Source organism: Mycobacterium gordonae, from assembly GCF_017086405.1.
GTDB lineage: Bacteria > Actinomycetota > Actinomycetes > Mycobacteriales > Mycobacteriaceae > Mycobacterium > Mycobacterium gordonae_D.
On the sequence record NZ_CP070973.1, the window covers coordinates 4,773,724 to 4,790,340 of the forward strand.

The 16,617-nt window shown below is 66.5% G+C and carries 15 protein-coding genes and 1 tRNA gene; 9 read left to right on the forward strand and 7 right to left on the reverse strand.

The genetic code is table 11. From position 1 onward, the window contains the following. Positions 1 to 4: 4 nt before the first annotated feature. The 4 genes from JX552_RS20355 to JX552_RS20370 form a co-directional block, all read right to left on the reverse strand. A complete protein-coding gene (locus JX552_RS20355) occupies positions 5 to 925 on the reverse strand; it encodes an MlaE family ABC transporter permease (protein ID WP_241010652.1) in 921 nt (306 codons plus the stop codon). Beyond that, positions 922 to 1,662, reverse strand: coding sequence for an MlaE family ABC transporter permease (locus JX552_RS20360; RefSeq protein ID WP_205878584.1), 741 nt, complete (start codon positions 1,660 to 1,662; stop codon positions 922 to 924). The genes JX552_RS20355 and JX552_RS20360 overlap by 4 nt, the downstream gene beginning before the upstream one ends. A gap of 271 nt (positions 1,663 to 1,933) precedes the next feature. Beyond that, positions 1,934 to 3,811, reverse strand: a complete 1,878-nt coding sequence (locus JX552_RS20365) for a family 2A encapsulin nanocompartment cargo protein cysteine desulfurase (protein WP_205873718.1) — start codon at positions 3,809 to 3,811, stop codon at positions 1,934 to 1,936. Continuing rightward, on the reverse strand, positions 3,798 to 4,733 hold the full coding sequence (locus tag JX552_RS20370; RefSeq protein ID WP_205873719.1) for a family 2A encapsulin nanocompartment shell protein: 936 nt from the start codon (positions 4,731 to 4,733) through the stop codon (positions 3,798 to 3,800). The genes JX552_RS20365 and JX552_RS20370 overlap by 14 nt, the downstream gene beginning before the upstream one ends. Before the next feature lie 345 nt (positions 4,734 to 5,078). Between JX552_RS20370 and JX552_RS20375 the strand changes: the two genes are divergently transcribed. From JX552_RS20375 to JX552_RS20400, 6 genes are all read left to right on the forward strand, one after another. Continuing rightward, positions 5,079 to 6,362 carry a thioester domain-containing protein gene (locus JX552_RS20375; RefSeq protein ID WP_205873720.1) on the forward strand — a complete coding sequence of 428 codons (1,284 nt, stop codon included), beginning with the start codon at positions 5,079 to 5,081 and terminating at the stop codon, positions 6,360 to 6,362. After that, the gene (gene cysK, locus JX552_RS20380) at positions 6,359 to 7,291 is read left to right on the forward strand and encodes a cysteine synthase A (protein ID WP_205873721.1); all 933 of its coding nucleotides are present in this window, start codon (positions 6,359 to 6,361) and stop codon (positions 7,289 to 7,291) included. The genes JX552_RS20375 and cysK overlap by 4 nt, the downstream gene beginning before the upstream one ends. Positions 7,292 to 7,293: 2 nt before the next feature. Beyond that, positions 7,294 to 8,001 (forward strand): serine O-acetyltransferase, encoded by a 708-nt coding sequence (cysE, locus tag JX552_RS20385; RefSeq protein ID WP_205873722.1) that lies wholly within the window; start codon positions 7,294 to 7,296, stop codon positions 7,999 to 8,001. A 34-nt stretch (positions 8,002 to 8,035) separates the two neighbouring features. Beyond that, positions 8,036 to 8,461 (forward strand): thioredoxin family protein, encoded by a 426-nt coding sequence (locus JX552_RS20390; protein ID WP_205873723.1) that lies wholly within the window; start codon positions 8,036 to 8,038, stop codon positions 8,459 to 8,461. A 22-nt stretch (positions 8,462 to 8,483) separates the two neighbouring features. Continuing rightward, positions 8,484 to 8,936: a DUF4395 domain-containing protein gene (locus tag JX552_RS20395; protein WP_205873724.1), complete on the forward strand. Its 453-nt coding sequence runs from the start codon at positions 8,484 to 8,486 to the stop codon at positions 8,934 to 8,936. Positions 8,937 to 9,174: 238 nt separating this feature from the next. Beyond that, on the forward strand, positions 9,175 to 9,471 hold the full coding sequence (locus JX552_RS20400) for an ANTAR domain-containing protein (protein WP_205873725.1): 297 nt from the start codon (positions 9,175 to 9,177) through the stop codon (positions 9,469 to 9,471). Between the two features lie 20 nt (positions 9,472 to 9,491). On the opposite strand, the gene JX552_RS20405 is transcribed toward JX552_RS20400, so the two are convergent. Beyond that, positions 9,492 to 9,567 (reverse strand) — tRNA-Asn (locus JX552_RS20405). A gap of 177 nt (positions 9,568 to 9,744) precedes the next feature. On the opposite strand from JX552_RS20405, the gene JX552_RS20410 reads away from it, so the two are divergent. Then, positions 9,745 to 10,035 (forward strand): hypothetical protein, encoded by a 291-nt coding sequence (locus JX552_RS20410; protein ID WP_241010653.1) that lies wholly within the window; start codon positions 9,745 to 9,747, stop codon positions 10,033 to 10,035. Positions 10,036 to 10,040: 5 nt separating this feature from the next. Here JX552_RS20410 and dnaG read toward each other — a convergent pair whose 3' ends face one another. Together dnaG and JX552_RS20420 are read right to left on the reverse strand one after the other, a co-directional pair. After that, a complete protein-coding gene (gene dnaG / locus JX552_RS20415) occupies positions 10,041 to 11,972 on the reverse strand; it encodes a DNA primase (protein ID WP_205873726.1) in 1,932 nt (643 codons plus the stop codon). Positions 11,973 to 11,982: 10 nt separating this feature from the next. After that, positions 11,983 to 13,269, reverse strand: coding sequence for a deoxyguanosinetriphosphate triphosphohydrolase (locus tag JX552_RS20420; RefSeq protein WP_205873727.1), 1,287 nt, complete (start codon positions 13,267 to 13,269; stop codon positions 11,983 to 11,985). A gap of 229 nt (positions 13,270 to 13,498) precedes the next feature. Here JX552_RS20420 and JX552_RS20425 point away from each other — a divergent pair, with 229 nt between their 5' ends. Beyond that, the gene (locus JX552_RS20425) at positions 13,499 to 14,455 is read left to right on the forward strand and encodes an esterase family protein (protein ID WP_205873728.1); all 957 of its coding nucleotides are present in this window, start codon (positions 13,499 to 13,501) and stop codon (positions 14,453 to 14,455) included. A 59-nt stretch (positions 14,456 to 14,514) separates the two neighbouring features. Beyond that, positions 14,515 to 16,527, forward strand: a complete 2,013-nt coding sequence (locus JX552_RS20430) for a TPM domain-containing protein (RefSeq protein WP_205873729.1) — start codon at positions 14,515 to 14,517, stop codon at positions 16,525 to 16,527. The last annotated feature ends 90 nt before the right edge of the window (positions 16,528 to 16,617 follow it).

Consider the following 16,617-nt stretch of genomic DNA (forward strand, 5'->3'; position numbering starts at 1 on the left):
ACGCCTAACCCGACAGGTTGAAGTTGCCGTGCTGACCGTAAACAGACAGCGAAATCATCAGGCAGACAAAGGCGGTGACGATCATCGAAGACCGCACGGAGCGACCTACCGCCTCCCCCACGCCGGCCGGACCGCCGGTCGCGGTGAACCCGTAGTAGGTGTGCACCACCATCACCCCGGTCGCCATCGTCAGCGCTGACAGGAACGACCACAACAGGTCGTTGGGGTGCAGGAAGGTGGCGAAGTAATGCTCGTAGACACCGCGGGACTGGCCGTAAACCGAGATCGTGAGGAACTTCGCCGCGATGAACGACATCAGCACTGCGACGGCGTACAACGGAATGACCACCAGCACACCGGCGATGATGCGCGTGGACGCCAGGTAGGTGATGGCCCGGATACCCATCACTTCGAGGGCGTCGATCTCCTCGTTGATCCGCATGGCGCCCAGTTGAGCCGTCGCACCTGCACCGATGGTGGCGGCCAACGCCAGACCCGCCGTGCAGGGCGCGATCATCCGCACGTTGAGGAACGCGGACAGGAAACCCGTCATCGCTTCGACGCCGATGTTGGACAACGTGTCGTAGCCCTGAACGGCGACCAGGGCACCGGTGGTCAGCGTAAGGAAGCCGATGATGCCGACGGTGCCGCCGATCACCGCCAGTGCGCCTGTGCCCATGCCCATTTCGGCGATCAGGCGCAATAGTTCGCCAGGGTAGCGGCGCACCGCTTCGCCGATATTCGCCAGGGCCCGCCCGTAGAACGCGGTCTGCTCCCCCAGTTGCCGAATGGCAGCGGTCAGCCGGGGCCCCAGAGTAGACAGCCATGGGGACTCGTCGACGACCACGCCGCTGCGGTGCACCCCCGGACCCCGCTCGGTAGGTGGTGTCAGTCCCTGACGCGCGGCGGGCGCATCGACGCTCATCTGGCGGTCACCTTCACACCCAGCGCGGTGGTCAGGATATTGATGAAGAACAGTGCCATGAACGAGAACACCACGGTCTCGTTCACCGCGCTGCCCACGCCGGCCGGACCGCCGCCGACCGATATGCCTTTGTAGCAGGCGATCATGCCTGCGGAGATTCCGAACAACGTCGCTTTGATCAGCGAGATCACCACCTGGGGCAGCCCGGTCAGCAGGGTCATCCCCGCGACGAACGCTCCCGGCGTGACGTGCTGGACGAATACCACGAAGATGTAACTGCCGACCAGGCCGGTGACCGCGACCACCGAGTAGAGCAGCACCGCGACGAAGGTGGCGGCGATGACGCGTGGAACCACTAGCGCCTGAATAGGATTGACGCCGATCACCCTCATGGCGTCGATCTCCTCGCGGATGGTGCGCGCCCCCAAATCTGCGCACATCGCGGTGGAGCCGGCTCCCGAGACGACCATCGCCGTGACCACCGGACCGACCTGCGTCACCGATGCCAGCCCCGCCCCGGCACCGGAAAGGTCGCCGGCACCTATCTCGACGAGCAGGATGTTCAGCACGAACACGATCAGCACCGTGTAGGGAATCGACAACATGATGGTCGGAAAAATCGACACCCGGGCCACGAACCAGATCTGCTCGAGAATCTCGCGCCAATTCCATGTCCGCCGCACCAGGACGACAGAAGTCTCGGCGCAGAACTTGAAGAATTCGCCCAATGCGTTCATGGGCTTGGCGATAGGTGTAGTCACAGTCCGCACCCCCCCGGGCTATTCCAGCGTCGCATGGGACCCATACCGGCCCCGTTACACCGACATCACAAGTGAATTCGTGATCTCTCGTAAACCATTGCCCAGCAAAGACTTACGTGCATTCAAGGGAGGGGCCACTCTGCGCCGGCTGAATGCAGATAGAAACACGTCGCCAGCCTACGAACCGCGAGAATACGTTCCCAGCTTTGCAATCAGCGGGAAATCAACTGTGGAACGGACGCGCGACTCAGCCTACGTTCGCGCCGCCTTCGGCAATGCGGCGCACCGCGCGCAGAAAAACATCGATCTCATCGAAGGTGTTGTAGAACGCGAATGAGGGACGCACCGTCGCCTCCAGACCGTAGCGCCGCAGGATCGGTTGCGCACAGTGATGCCCGGCACGTACGGCGATGCCTTCGGCGTTGAGAGCCTTGCCCACCTCGAGTGGCTCATGCCCGGCCAGCACGAAGGACAACACGCTGGCCTTCTCGTCGGCGGTGCCCACCAAGCGCACGCCCGGGATGTCGGCCAGTCGCGGCGTCGCATAGTCGAGTAAGGCGTGCTCGTAGGCGGCGATACGTTCGATGCCCACCTTCTCGACGTAGCGCAGCGCCTCGCCCAGGCCGACCGCGTCGGCAATGTTTCCAGTGCCGGCCTCGAACTTGTTGGGCAGTCCCTGATATAGCGAGCGTTCCAGGGTGACGTCGGCGATCATGTTGCCGCCACCCTGCCACGGCGGCGTCTCGGCCAGCGCCTCTTCGCTCCCGTACAACACCCCGATGCCGGTCGGACCATAGATCTTGTGCCCGGAGAACACGAAAAAATCCACCCCGAGCTCGGCGACATCGATCGGCAGATGCGGGATCGACTGTGCGCCATCGATGAGCACCCGCGCGCCGTACCGGTGACCCAGCGCGACGATCTTCTCGACCGGCGTCACAGTGCCCAAAGCGTTCGAAACTTGAGTGGCGGCAACGAGTTTGGTCTTCGGGCCGAGCAGTTCTTCAAACTCCGAAAGCAGCAGGTTGCCGGCTTCGTCCACCGGCGCTACCTTGAGGATCGCACCGGTCTGCTGCGAAATCAGTTGCCACGGAACGATGTTGGCGTGGTGTTCCAGATGGGTGATGACGATCTCGTCACCGGGCTTCAGGTGCTTGCCACCCCACGCGTAGGCGACCAGGTTGATGGCCTCGGTAGTGCCGCGCACGAAGATGTTCTGCTCGGACTTCGGCGCACCGATGAACCGCCGCACCGTGTCGCGGGCCTCTTCGTAGGCGTCGGTAGCCCGTGCGGCCAGCTCGTGCGCAGCGCGATGGATGTTGGAGTTCTCGTGGGTGTAGAAGTACGACAGCCGGTCGATGACGACTTGCGGCTTCTGCGTGGTGGCCGCGTTGTCGAACCAGATCAGCGGCTTGCCGTTGACCGTCTCCTTCAGGATCGGGAAGTCGGCCCGCACCGCGTGGACATCGAACACCTCGTGTTCATCCGGTAGCTGCGGTACCGGTTCGGAGATCGTCAGGAAGTGATAGTTAGCCTCGTCGCCGATCCGCTCCGAAGACAGCGCATCTGACCAGCCCAGATCGGCAACCGACGGGGCTTCCCCCGGCCATCCCGGTGCCGACCCGCGCGGCGCCACCGGAGTGGTGGGCGGCGCGCCGGCCAACACGCCGGGAACGGTCGGCACGATGCCCGACGTGGGCACGGCGAAGACGCTGAAATCGCCCGGCAGGAACGGATCTGCCACCGCCGCCGCCGCCGCTTGCGCTGACGACGGCGCGGCCGTGGTGTCCGGCACACTGCCCCGCGGGGCCACCGGCACCGCCTCATGCGGCACGGGCTCGGGGCCGGGCGACGTCGGCGCCGGCAGATAGATGTTGGACACCCCGAGGAATGGAACCGGGCTCGGCAGCGCATCAGACGTACCGAAAGCCGTCGTCCCCGCGGACGTCGCAGCGGTAGCGTCCGGGACACTCCCACGTGGAGCGACCGAGACCGCCTGCGGCGGGCTGTCCGGCCCCGGCCGGACGCTGGCCGCGTAGAGCTGGCTGGCCAACGCCGCGAGCTCCGCGGCGCTGACCGGCAGCTCGCTTTCGGCGTCTACCGAGCGGTACTCACTTGTACTCATGGAACTGGTCCACCGCGACGTCGTCGAGCACAGCCAGAGCATCGTCGGTGAGCACGGCCAGGGACGTGTACAGCGTGACCAGGTAGGTCGCGATGGCCGATTTGTTGATTCCGGTGAAGCGCACCGACAGGCCCGGGGCCTGCTCACCGACCAGGCCCGGCTGGAACAATCCCACCACGCCCTGGCGCTCCTCGCCGGTGCGTACCAGGATGAACTTGGTCTTGCCGTCTTCGACCGGAACCTTGTCCGACGGGATGATCGGGATGCCGCGCCAGGTGATGAACTGCGCGCCGAACAGGCTGACGACTGGCGGCGGCACCCCGCGGTAGGTGGCCTCGCGGCCGAAGGCGGCCACGCCCAACGGGTGGGTCAGGAAGAAACTCGGTGTCTTCCACACCTTGGTGATCAGCGCGTCCAGGTCGTCAGGAGTGGGCGCCCCGACCAGTGTCTGAATGGTCTGCTCGGGGGTCGCCTGCGCCAGCAGCCCGTATTCGGGGCTGTTCACCAGCTCGAACTCCTGGCGCTCCTTGATGGTCTCGATGGTGAGCCGCAACTGTTGGGCGATCTGGTCGTGCGGGCTGGAATAGAGGTCGGAGACCCTGGTGTGAATGTCGAGAAGCGTCGAGATGGTCCGCAGTGTGTACTCGCGCGGGCTGGTCTCGTAGTCGACGTACGTCTCCGGCAGCGGCTCGTCGATGCTGGCGCCGGCCTCGGCCTTGACGGCGACCTGGTCGGGGTTGATCACGCGGTTGACCCGGTAGATACCGGCTTCCACCGGTACCCAGCTCAACAGGTGTAACAGCCAGCGCGGCGTGATGGTGGAGAGTTGCGGAACCGTCTTCGTAGCGTTGGCAAGCTGGCGGGCCGCCAGGTCGCCCAGCGCTTGAGACTCGTTTTGCGACCCCTGAGCCGAGGAAGTCATGGTCGTCCTTTCCCTGGGTGATCGGACCAGCGCCGGGTACCGGGCCAAGTCATCATGCCCGACCGATTGCGCGAGTGCGCGCCGAGCCTACGCATGAGGGGCAGCACCCGCCAAGAGTTAAAACCGCGAATGAGCCGAACCGCGGCAATTCGCCGATGCTTTATAGTGGAGAACATGCAACAGGCCGTCCAGCTGCGCTTTGTCCGCACGCGCTGTTCCGCCGTGAACTGTTGTTGTTGTTGTTCCTGTTGATTCCTGACGAAATCTGACCGTCCAGCAATCACCGCGCTCCGCCCGCAATCGGCGATGCCGCGCGCTATCTGCCTCCAGGAAGAGCAACAATCCATGACCGTTCTGTCCATACCCAGCCGCACCTTGGCGCCGGTGGCAACCCGCAAGCGTGTCCGGGTGCGGCCCGTCGCCGAGCCGACCCGTATGACCCGGTACCGCGGTGGCACCTACTCCCACACGGTCGACAAGATCGTGTTCACCGACGGCACCACCGCCCGCACCGATCTGATCAGGCTCAATCCGAATCTGCAGGCGTATTCGCTCGACTTCGCCGGCATCGCACCGCACCACCCGTCGCCCTATCGGCTGGGTACTTGGGCGGCACTGCCACATCTGCGCACCCGCGGCTGCGAAGCCGAGGTGGAGTGGATCCTGCGGCACTCCTTCCCGATGCGCTCTACCGTCGAGCTCAGCCGGCGATTGCGCGAGGCGGGCTACCCGCTCGGAGCGTCCAACATCAGCGAACACGAAGCCATCGCGGGCACGCAGGCCGCGATCTGGCACTTCACCAACGGCCTGGCCCTGGACACCCGGCCCCTGCACGCCCCCACCGCGGTCCACCACGGCAATGGGTCCCTCACCTTCGAATTTGACAGGCAACCCCAGCTCGGCGGCTATGCACTGTGGTCCTCATCGGAGACCCCTTTCGACGTCCGGCTACAGAAATCCGCGGACGGCGTCACGTGGCAAGACGTGTCCGGATCCCGACTGCCCATCGACACCGGCCGCGGCCGCTACCAGCGCGCGCTGGGCGTTGGCAGCACCGTGTCCAGCAGCAGCCACGGCCGCGGCAGTAAGGGCTACCGGTACTACCGGTTGCTCACGTCCGCTCCTGAGAGCGCGGCCGCGATCGACCACGTCGACTTCTGGCTCACCGGCACCGGGCACTACCGCAACGCCGACCGCACCGTGCACCTCTACAACTATCTGTTGGCCGGCGCCTACACGGCCCTGCGCGACACCGCAGAACCGCTGCTGGACAGCGCTGCAGTCGTCGACTCCGAGCTAGTCGGCCCGTTCCAGGTCAGCATCCCGCTGACCCTGGACCTCACCGGCGGCCGAGCGCTCGTCGACGCCGATGGAGCGCCGATCACCGAAACGATCGAACCGGGCGCCGACTTCTACCTACGTTTCACTCCTGGAAGCTCGGGAATAACGCTCACGGCAACCACGTCGCATCTCCTGAGCGGTCGAGTCGTTACCGGCGTGGCCCTGGCAGGACCATCCCACCGTTTGACACCGGTTGCCCTCACCACCGCCACACGCGTGACAATTGAGTTCGACATCACCTGGGATGCCGAGCAGCCCTGCCCCGACGTCGTTGGAGAATGTGGATGACCATCGCGGAGAACATCACCCAACTGATCGGCAACACGCCGCTGGTCCGGCTGCGCCGGGTCACCGACGGCGCGGTGGCGGACGTGGTCGCCAAGCTCGAGTCATTCAATCCCGGTGGCAGCGTGAAAGACCGCATCGGCGTGGCGATGATCGACGCAGCCGAGAAGGCGGGCCTGATCAAGCCCGACACCATCATCGTAGAGCCCACCAGCGGCAACACTGGCATCGCCCTGGCCATGGTGGCCGCCGCACGTGGCTACAAGTGCGTGCTGACCATGCCCGAGACGATGAGCACCGAACGGCGGATACTGTTGCGCGCCTATGGCGCCGAACTCGTGCTGACCCCCGGTCCCGAAGGGATGGCGGGTGCCATCGCCAAGGCCGAAGAGCTGGCCAAAAGCGACGAGCGCTATTTCATGCCGCAGCAGTTCGAGAACCCGGCCAACCCGGCCGTGCACGCCGTGACCACCGCCGAGGAGATCTGGAAGGACACCGACGGCAAGATCGACATCTTCGTCTCCGGGGTCGGAACCGGCGGCACCATCACCGGCGTCGCGCAGACCATCAAAGAGCGCAAGCCCTCGGTGCAGTTCGTCGCGGTGGAACCGTCCGCCTCGCCGGTGCTGTCGGGCGGCCAAAAGGGACCGCACCCCATTCAGGGCATCGGCGCGGGCTTCATTCCGCCGGTGCTTGACATGGGGCTGGTGGACGAGGTGGTCACCGTCGAGAACGAGGATGCGCTGACCTTAGCCCGCCGGTTGGCCGCCGAAGAGGGACTGCTCGTAGGGATCTCGTCGGGAGCGGCCGTGGCTGCCGCGCTACAGGTGGCACGCCGGCCCGAGAACGCCGGCAAGCTCATCGTCGTAGTTCTCCCTTCGTCCGGCGAGCGTTACCTGAGCACCGTCCTGTTCTCCGATCTGAGCGACTAGCCATGCTGGACGACATACGGCGCGACATTCGGGTGGCCAGGGAACGAGATCCGGCCGAACCGACCACGCTGGAGGTCATCTTCGCCTATCCCGGCGTGCATGCGGTGTGGGGACACCGAATCAGTCACTGGCTGTGGCGGCGCCGCAGGCGGGTGCTGGCCCGGACCGTGGCCGAGTTCACTCGGATTCTGACCGGCGTCGAAATCCACCCCGGCGCCACGCTGGGGCCCGGCCTGTTCATCGACCATGCGACGGGCGTGGTGATCGGCGAAACCGCCGAAGTCGGCGAAGACGTCACCATCTTCCACGGTGTCACCCTCGGTGGCACGGGCCGCGACCGTGGCAAACGCCATCCCACCATAGGTGACCGGGTCACCATCGGGGCGGGTGCCAAGGTCCTCGGCGCGATCAAGATCGGTGACGACAGCCGGATCGGCGCGAACTCCGTCGTGGTCAAGGAGGTACCCGCCAGCGCGGTGGTGGTCGGCGTCCCCGGGCAGGTCGTCAGCCGGCCCGGTCCCGACAGTCAGGACGAGTCGAAGCTGCCAGATCTTGTCGGTGTGAGCCTGAAATCGCTGCTCACCAGGGTGGCCCGGCTGGAGGGAGACCGGTCCGGCGCGCCCAATGGCCAGCTTTCGGGCGCACCTGCCGACCGTGTCATCCGGCCGCCCGAAGCGGGCGTCTGGTACGGCGAGGACTTCTCCATCTAGGGAATGTTGCATTGGGAAAGTTGTTGGTGCGCTCGTGAGTTCAGTTGTCATCGTCGGCCTGGCGATCGCCGCGGCATTGATTGCGGCGTGCCTGATCGGCTGCGTGCTCAACCAGCGGTCAGGAGTCCTGCGGGAGGCGAAACCCTCCGCCGGTGCTGAGCAGGACCACGCTGATCTGGGCCTGTCAGAGACGGGACCGACCGTGCTGCATTTCAGTGCCGAGTGGTGTGGACCATGCGCTGCGGTCCGTCGGGTGGTCGATCAGGTGTGCGCCGAGCTTCCCGACGTCGCTCACGTCGAGCTGGACATCGACGCCCACCCTGCGGCCGCCAAGCGGCTGTCGGTGCTGTCGCTGCCCACCACTTTCATCTTCGACGCGCAGGGCCAGCAGCGTTACCGCACCGCCGGCGTCCCCAAAGCCGCCGACCTACAGACGGCCCTGCAACCACTTAGGGTCTGAGTTTCAGCGAAAGGAGCAGTTGATGTCGTCCGATATCAGCCACGTAGACGTCCGGGGTCCGCGCTTCGCGGCGTGGATCACCACCACGGTGCTGGTGGTGACGCTGGCTGTGTCGGTGGTCAGCTCCCCCGCCGCGGCCGCCGTCCTGGCCGCGCAGGCCATCGTCTTCGCGATCAGCGCTGTGCGCGGCCCCCGCAATAGTCCCTACGGTTTGCTGTTCGCCAAGCTAGTGGCCCCGCGACTGAGTCCGGTCAGCGAACGGGAGCCGGTGGCGCCGCTGAAGTTCGCCCAGTTGGTCGGACTGATATTCGCGGTCATCGGGGTGCTCGGTTTCGCGGCCGGGCTGCAGCTCGTCGGCGTCATCGCGACCGCCTTCGCCCTGTTCGCCGCCTTCCTCAACGCCGCGTTCGGCATCTGCCTGGGCTGCCAGATGTACCCGCTGGTCGCACGCCTGCGGCGCGCCCCTGCCGCCTGATCGCGCGTCGCAAAGTCTGCGCAAGTATTAAATCGCCTGCGAGCCAAACACTTTGAAACGCAGCGGCACCGACCCCGATGACCTAAGCTGGGATGATGCCGGGGGCCAGCTTGCTGCACTTCGTAGCGTTGCGCGCGCCGGACTGTTGTCGCTGATCGGTTGACGCCAATTCAGCGGAGTTCGTGAATCGTTGCTCTGCAGCGCTTTTCGCTCTCTTTGCATGACAGGACGACGAGATATGAACGAAGACCGTATGCAGGCCACCCGGGTGATCGACACCGCGGTGGGCATCCTGGTGGGCTGGCGCCGCTACAGCACCCAATCGGCGTTCCGCGAGTTGCTCAGCGCCAGCGAGCGACAGCACGTTCCGCTGTTCGCCATGGCCGGGGCACTGGTCAAACTGGCCGGCAGGCCCGCCGACGCACGGACTGCCGGAGTGGCCGCCGAGCAGGGCGCCCAGCGCGAGTGGGGAGAAGAATTTCTGACCGGAGCTAACACCGCGGCCCCGCGCCGCCCGGTCAACCGGTGGCTGTGAGGGGCGATCATGACGGGCGGTGGCTCCCCCGGAAGGACTCGAACCTTCAACCCTTCGGTTAACAGCCGAATGCTCTGCCAGTTGAGCTACAGGGGACTATCAGTCCAGCGAACGCTGGTGCTGACCGCGGGACGACTCTAGCGTACTGGCTACGCCCGCAGCCAACCGGCTCCGGCTGAACCGTTTCGGGCTGGCCGCCGGGCATCGGGCGCGCCACTTTCGGGGCGGATAAGGCAGGATGGAACGAACGCACTTCTTCTCGGAGGGATCGCTTTGATCGGGTATGTCGCCGTGCTGGGCGTGGGCTACGTGTTGGGCACCAAGGCCGGGCGCCGTCGCTATGAGCAGATCGTCGGCACCTACCGCGCGCTCACCGGCAGCCCCGTCGCCAGATCGATGATCGAGGGCGGTCGGCGCAAGATCGCAAACCGGATCTCACCCGACACGGGCTTTGTGACGTTGGCTGAGATCGACAGCCAGACGGCCGTCATGGAGCACAGGGCACCTGGCGACCAGGTGGACGAGGTCGAGGTCGTCGCGCCGCGGGTGAACGCCGCACGCTGAGAAGTTCAGGCGGTCAGATCGTTGCCGCTGGCCTGCTCCAGCAAGCTGCGCCGGTATGCCTCCATCGCCACCAGGTCCCCGAACAGCGCGTGATACTCGTCGCCCTGCTCGATCGGTGACATGCGCTGCAGCTTGGACTTCACCTCGGCGATCTGGCGGCCCATCCACACCTCCTGCAGCCGGGCCAGCACCCCGGAGATGTACCGCGGCAGCTGCTCGTCCTCGGCGTTGATGCTCTCGACCCCGAGTTCGCTGACCAGTCCGGCCGTGAGCGCCGAGTTGGTCTGCTGGCGCACCATGTCCAGCCATTGCGCCCCGCCGACACCGATCGAGGTCCCCCCGGCCGCCTCGATCGCCGCACGCACCGCCGCGTAGCCGGGGTGGGTGAAGCTCTCGACGGTCAGCGTGTCGAACACCGGACCGGCGAGCGCCGGAAACTGCAACGCCGATTTGAGGGCCTCTCGTTGCGGCCACAGCGTCGGGTCGCGCGGGTCCGGCCGGGCTGCCGCAGACGCCGCGGCGACGGCGTCAGACGACGTCTGAGCGGGCTGCTGCGCGCGGCGCGGCGTCCTGCTGCCCGTCCCGGCCTGGCCCGCTCCCGGCGATCTCTTGGCCTGGCTGCGCACCCGGTCGACGACCTGCGCGACGTCGTCCCAACCAACCCAGCCGGCCAGCTGACGGGCATACTCGTCGCGCAGCGTCGAGTCTTTGATCTGACTGACCATCGGCACGCACCGGCGCAACCCGGCCACCCGGCCCTCGGCGCTGTCCAGGTCCAATTCGCCGAGCGCGGTGCGAATCGCGAACTCGAACAACGGTGTTCGCCGCGCCACCAGGTCACGCAGTGCACCGTCGCCGGACTTCAGCCGCAGGTCACACGGGTCCATGCCGTCGGGTGCCACCGCGACGAACGACTGTCCCGCCAAATTCTGTTCACCGTCGAAAGCCTTGAGCGCGGCCGCCTTGCCGGCTTCGTCGCCATCGAAAACGTAGATCAGCTCACCGCGGAAGAAACTGTCGTCCATCATCAATCGGCGCAGCATGGCCAGATGATCATCGCCGAACGCGGTGCCGCAGGACGCGACCGCGGTGGTGACCCCGGCCAGGTGCATCGCCATTACGTCGGTGTATCCCTCGACGACCACCGCCTGGTGGCCCTTGGCGATGTCGCGTTTGGCCAGGTCGATCCCGAACATCACCTGTGACTTCTTGTACAGCAGCGTCTCCGGGGTGTTGACGTATTTGGCTTCCATCGGGTCGTCGTCGAACAGTCGCCGGGCGCCGAACCCGATCACCTCGCCCGAGGCGGTGCGGATGGGCCACAGCAGCCGCCGGTGAAAGCGGTCCATCGGTCCCCGACGGCCCTGTCGGGAAAGCCCGGCCGCCTCCAGCTCTTTGAACTCGAAACCCTTGCGCTGCAGGTGCTTTGTCAAGGTCTCCCAGCCCGAGGGCGCGAATCCGCAGCCGAACCGGCGGGCGGCCTCGGCGTCGAAACTGCGATCGGTCAGGTACTTGCGGGCCAAAGCCGCCTCGTCGGACTGCAGCGCCTGCGCGTAGAACTCGGCGGCTGCCGCGTTGGCCGCGATCAGCCGGCTACGGCTGCCGCGGTCGCGCTGCACATTGGTGGCCGGGCCGGTATAGGTGATGGTGTAGCCGACCCGATCGGCGAGCATTTCGACGGCCTCGACGAAGCTCGCGTGTTCGATCTTCTGGATGAAGGCGTACACGTCGCCGCCCTCCCCGCAACCGAAACAGTGGAACTGATGGTTCAGGGGCCGCACATGAAACGACGGTGACTTCTCGTTGTGGAACGGGCACAGGCCCTTGAGCGAATTGGCCCCGGCGGCGCGCAGCTGAACATAGTCGCCGACGACGTCCTCGATACGGGCCATTTCGCGGATGGCGGCGATGTCACGATCAGGGATCCGGCCGGCCACGGGCCTCAGTCTAGGCCGTCGGTCCGCCGAGTTGACCGGCGTCGATACGTTCCAGCCGCCCCTCGGTGTAGGACGCGATCTGATCCACGATGACCCGCAGACGCGTTCCGTCGTCGGGCGCGGCGTTGAAGGCGGCAGCAAAGACCGGGTCAAGGGTATGCGGTACTCCGGCATGCAGCCACTGCGCCACCCGGTGGATGCGTTCGCGTTGTCGGGCTTGGGTTTCCAGGTGTCGCGGGTCGGACATGATGAACTGCAGCGCCAGGATTTTGAGCAACGCCACCTCGGCGCGCACCATGTCCGGCACCTGCAGGTCGGCCTGGTAGCGCACCAGTGGGCCCGTGCCGGACGCCGCGCGGGTGGTGGCGATCGCAGCGGTGGCGAACCGGCCGACCAGCTCACTGGTCAGCCGCTTGAGCGCCACTGCGGCCGCCAGGGTCGCGTCGTACTTGCCGACCGAGGCAACCACCGGCAGCCCCGAGAGCCGCTGCGCGGCCTGCATCAGATCGTCGGCACTGATCCGGGGGAACTCGCTGGCCCCCAGCCTGGCCAGTGCCGCCGCGTCGTTCTCGTCGGCCAGCACCCGCAGGTCGATGCGTTCGGAGACCACGCCGTCCTCGACGTCGTGCACCGAATAGGCGACGTCGTCGGCCCAGTCCATCACCTGCGCTTCCAGGCACGTCCGGCCCTCGGGGGCACCGTGGCGGACCCACGCGGCCGCGGCGCGGTCGTCATCGTAGAAACCGAACTTGCACCTCTGGTTTCCGGTGCCCGTAGACCGCGGCCACGGATATTTCGTCACCGCGTCCAGTGCGGCGCGGGTCAGATTCAGACCGGCGCTGCGTCCTTGCGCGTCAAGCACTTTGGGCTCGAGGCTGGTGAGGATGCGGAAGTTCTGCGCGTTGCCCTCGAAACCGCCGTAAGCGGCGGCGACCTCGTTGAGCGCCCGCTCGCCGTTGTGCCCGTAGGGCGGGTGACCGATGTCGTGGGCGAGGCCGGCCAACTCGACGAGGTCCAGGTCGCAGCCGAGTGGGATCGCCATGCCACGGCCGATCTGGGCCACCTCCAGCGAGTGGGTCAGTCGAGTGCGCGGGGTGTCGCCTTCACGTGGCCCGACGACCTGTGTCTTGTCCGCGAGCCGGCGCAGCGCGGCACTGTGCAGCACCCGTGCCCGGTCGCGGGCGAAGTCCGTGCGGTGCTGGCCTTCGGTACCGGGCAGACCCGCAGTTTTCGTAGCTTCGATTACCCGCCGCGCGCGGTCGAAGTCGTCGTAGGGGTCGTGCTTATCGGTGCTCACCGACCCACAGTCTGCCAGGGCGACCTCGGCGGGCGTGTCAACCCGTCTGGTGCGGTTGAACCGGCCAGTTGTGGGTAACAAACCGATAACTGGGTCGGATCCAGGATTGCCGAAGGCCAGGCGGGACGAGCACGCAACGCTGCGTTCCGCGACATGAGTTCGGGTTGGCCAGAGGCCGCCGCGGCGAGCCCGCCACACGAACGTCCCAGCCCATTAATCAGGAGTCCCCATGCATCAGCACAAGAAACGTTGGACACGTCGACTGACGACCGCGGCGGTCGCGGCCGCGGCACTGCCCGGGCTGCTTGGTGTCACCGGCACCGAGCCGACCGCGCGAGCCGCCGCACCCGAATTCCTCCAAGTCCCTTCCGCGGCGATGGGCCGCAACATCACGGTGGAGTTCCAGCAGGGCGGGGCGCCGGCCGTTTATCTGCTCGACGGCTTGCGGGCGCGCGACGACCGCAACGGCTGGGACATCGAGACCAATGCGTTCGACGAGTTCCAGGGCTCGGGAATGTCGGTGGTCATGCCGGTTGGCGGGCGTTCCAGCTTCTACGCCGACTGGTACGGGTCGGCCAACGGCGCCACCTACAAGTGGGAGACGTTCCTGACCAGTGAACTGCCGAGCTTCCTGGCCGGTAAGGGCGTCCGGTCGACCCGCAACGCCGTGGTCGGGGTGTCGATGTCCGGCTCGTCGGCGTTGATCTTGGCGGCCTACCACCCGGGCCAGTTCGCGTATGCCAGTTCGCTGTCGGCCTATCTGACTCCATCCAGCGGCAACGGGCCCACTTTGATCAAGTTCGCGATGAACGACGAGGGCGGCTTCAACCCCGAGGACATGTGGGGTCCGTCCGGCGGGCCGGGCTGGCAGCGCCACGACCCGACGGTGCAGGCCGCCCGACTGGCCGGCAACAACACCCGCCTGTGGGTCTACAGCGGCAACGGCACACCTTCGGAACTGGGCGGGGCGAACGGAAGCAGCTTGCCGGGCCAGATCATCGAGCAGGTGGTGCTGCAGAGCAACGTCGACTTCAAGAACGCCTACAACGCCGCCGGCGGCCGCAACGCGACCTTCAACATCGACGGCAGTGGTCAGCACGGCTGGGGTTACTGGAATGCGCAGTTGGTGGCCATGAAGGGCGACATGCAACGCACCCTGGGTGCCGGTGGCGGCGGACCGGCCTGACACCTCAGCAGGCACAGGCCGGTCGCTGAATCGGCGGCCACCCACGTTTAATTAGCGGTATGCGCATTACTCGCCTGATCGGCGTTGTCCTGACGGTGATGACGGTGGGGCTGAGCGGGGGGTTGCTGTTGTCGGCACCCCCCGCCGGCGCGCAGCCACCGTTCCGATTGGCGGAATACCTCACCGACAACGCGGGTGTGCTCGGCGATTCGGATCGCGCCGCCGTCACCGCAGCGGTCGACCGTCTCTACGCCGACCGCCACATCCGCCTGTGGGTGGTCTATGTCGACAACTTCTCGGGGCAGACTGCGGAGAACTGGGGCCAGCGCACCTTCCGAGCCAGCGAGCTCGGCACTTCCGATGCACTGCTGGCGGTGTCCACCGGTGGCCGCGCGTATTCCTTCCTGGTGCCCAGCGACATGCAGGGCGTGACGTCGAGTCAGGTCGACAATCTGCGGCACAACAAGATCGAGCCCGCGCTACGAAACGCCCAGTGGAGTGCCGCGGCGGTCGCCGCAGCCGACGGACTCAACACGAGGTCCAGCCCCACGGGCCGTTACGTGCTGCTTGGTGCGCTCGGCGCCATCGTGCTGGCCGTGGTCATCCTGCTATTCGTGATGCGTCGGCGCGCCCGCCGACGGCGCACCGACGCGGTGGCCGCGGCCCGGCGGGTGAATGCCACCGACCCGACCGCGCTGGCCGCGGTTCCGTTGGACATCCTCGACGACTTGTCTCGGGCGAAGGTGGTAGAAGTCGACAACGCGGTGCGCACCAGCAGCAATGAACTCGCGCTGGCGATCGACGAGTTCGGCGAGGAGCGGACCGCACCGTTCACTCGAGCTGTGAACAACGCCCAAGCCGCTCTGGCCCAAGCATTCACGGTGCGCCAGCAACTCGACGACAGCACGCCCGAAACGCCGGCGCAGCGCCGTGAGCTGCTCACCCAGGTCATCGTCTCGGCGGCCAATGCCGACCGCGAACTGGAGTCCCAGACCGAGGCATTCGAGCAGTTGCGCGATCTGGTGATCAACGCCCCTGCCAAGCTGGATGTGTTGACCCAGCAGTACGTCGAGCTGACCGCCCGACTGGATCCCGCGGAACGGCACCTGACCGAACTTCACAGCGAATTCGGTTCTGCCGCCTTGACTTCCGTGTCGGGCAACGTGAGCACCGCCAAGGAGCGACTGGAGTTCGCCGACCGCAATATCGGGGCGGCACGGGAACTGGCAGACAAAGCCGTCAGCGGGCAGCAGAGCCGCTTGGTGGACGCGGTGCGCGCGGCCGAATCCGCTCTCGGACAAGCACGCTCATTACTTGACGCGGTCGACAGTGCGGCCGGCGACATCCGGCAGGCGGTAGCGAATCTGCCGTCGTTGCTGGCTGACATACAAGCGGCCATCAAGCGTGCCAACGAGCAGCTGCAGAAGACCCACGGCAACCATTCGGCGCACACCGGGGAACTGATCGCCGCGCGGGATGCGGCCGCGCGGGCGCTGGACAGCTCCGGCGGCACACGTGGCACCGCAGATCCGCTGGGCGCGTTCGCCCGGCTGTCGAAGTCCGACGCGGAGCTCAACCAGATGTTGACCGTGGTGGCGCAGGAGCGGGCGAACGCCGAACGGCTGCAGCGGTCCTTCGAGCAGGCGCTGTTCACCGCCGAGTCGCGGGTACATGCGGTGTCGGAGTACATCGACACCCGCCGCGGCAGCATCGGCCCCGAGGCCCGGACCCGGCTGGCCGAGGCCAAACGCCAACTAGAGGCTGCACACGCCCGCAAGTCGACGAATCTAACCGAAGCCATCGCGTATGCCAACGGGGCTTCCACGCTGGCCGCACACGCGCAGTCGCTGGCCAACGCCGACGTGCAAGCGGCACAGCGGGCTTACGCGCGTCGCAGCGACGGCGACACCGGCGCCATGCTGGGCGGAATCATCATCGGGAACATATTCAGCGGAGGCCTGCGCGGAGGCTTCGGCGGCTGGAGCCCCACATCGTTCGGTGGGTCGGGGTCGTCTGGCTCGTCTGGCGGGCCCTCCGGCGGTGGATTCATGGGCGGCGGCGGGCGGTTCTGAAGCCGGTTCCGCGGACGTGGCTGCGGACAAAAAACTGCGCACGCCCACCGAGAGGCAGGCGTGCGCAGTTTTGCTCAGTTCAAGAGGCCC

What these genes read in the sequence shown, in the direction of transcription:
- JX552_RS20355 (WP_241010652.1), bottom strand. Translation starts at nt 925, where the DNA reads ATGAGCGTCGATGCGCCCGCCGCGCGTCAGGGACTGACACCACCTACC.
- JX552_RS20360 (WP_205878584.1), bottom strand. Translation starts at nt 1,662, where the DNA reads ATGAACGCATTGGGCGAATTCTTCAAGTTCTGCGCCGAGACTTCTGTC.
- JX552_RS20365 (WP_205873718.1), bottom strand. Translation starts at nt 3,811, where the DNA reads ATGAGTACAAGTGAGTACCGCTCGGTAGACGCCGAAAGCGAGCTGCCG.
- JX552_RS20370 (WP_205873719.1), bottom strand. Translation starts at nt 4,733, where the DNA reads ATGACTTCCTCGGCTCAGGGGTCGCAAAACGAGTCTCAAGCGCTGGGC.
- JX552_RS20375 (WP_205873720.1), top strand. Translation starts at nt 5,079, where the DNA reads ATGACCGTTCTGTCCATACCCAGCCGCACCTTGGCGCCGGTGGCAACC.
- cysK (WP_205873721.1), top strand. Translation starts at nt 6,359, where the DNA reads ATGACCATCGCGGAGAACATCACCCAACTGATCGGCAACACGCCGCTG.
- cysE (WP_205873722.1), top strand. Translation starts at nt 7,294, where the DNA reads ATGCTGGACGACATACGGCGCGACATTCGGGTGGCCAGGGAACGAGAT.
- JX552_RS20395 (WP_205873724.1), top strand. Translation starts at nt 8,484, where the DNA reads ATGTCGTCCGATATCAGCCACGTAGACGTCCGGGGTCCGCGCTTCGCG.
- JX552_RS20400 (WP_205873725.1), top strand. Translation starts at nt 9,175, where the DNA reads ATGAACGAAGACCGTATGCAGGCCACCCGGGTGATCGACACCGCGGTG.
- JX552_RS20425 (WP_205873728.1), top strand. Translation starts at nt 13,499, where the DNA reads ATGCATCAGCACAAGAAACGTTGGACACGTCGACTGACGACCGCGGCG.
- JX552_RS20430 (WP_205873729.1), top strand. Translation starts at nt 14,515, where the DNA reads ATGCGCATTACTCGCCTGATCGGCGTTGTCCTGACGGTGATGACGGTG.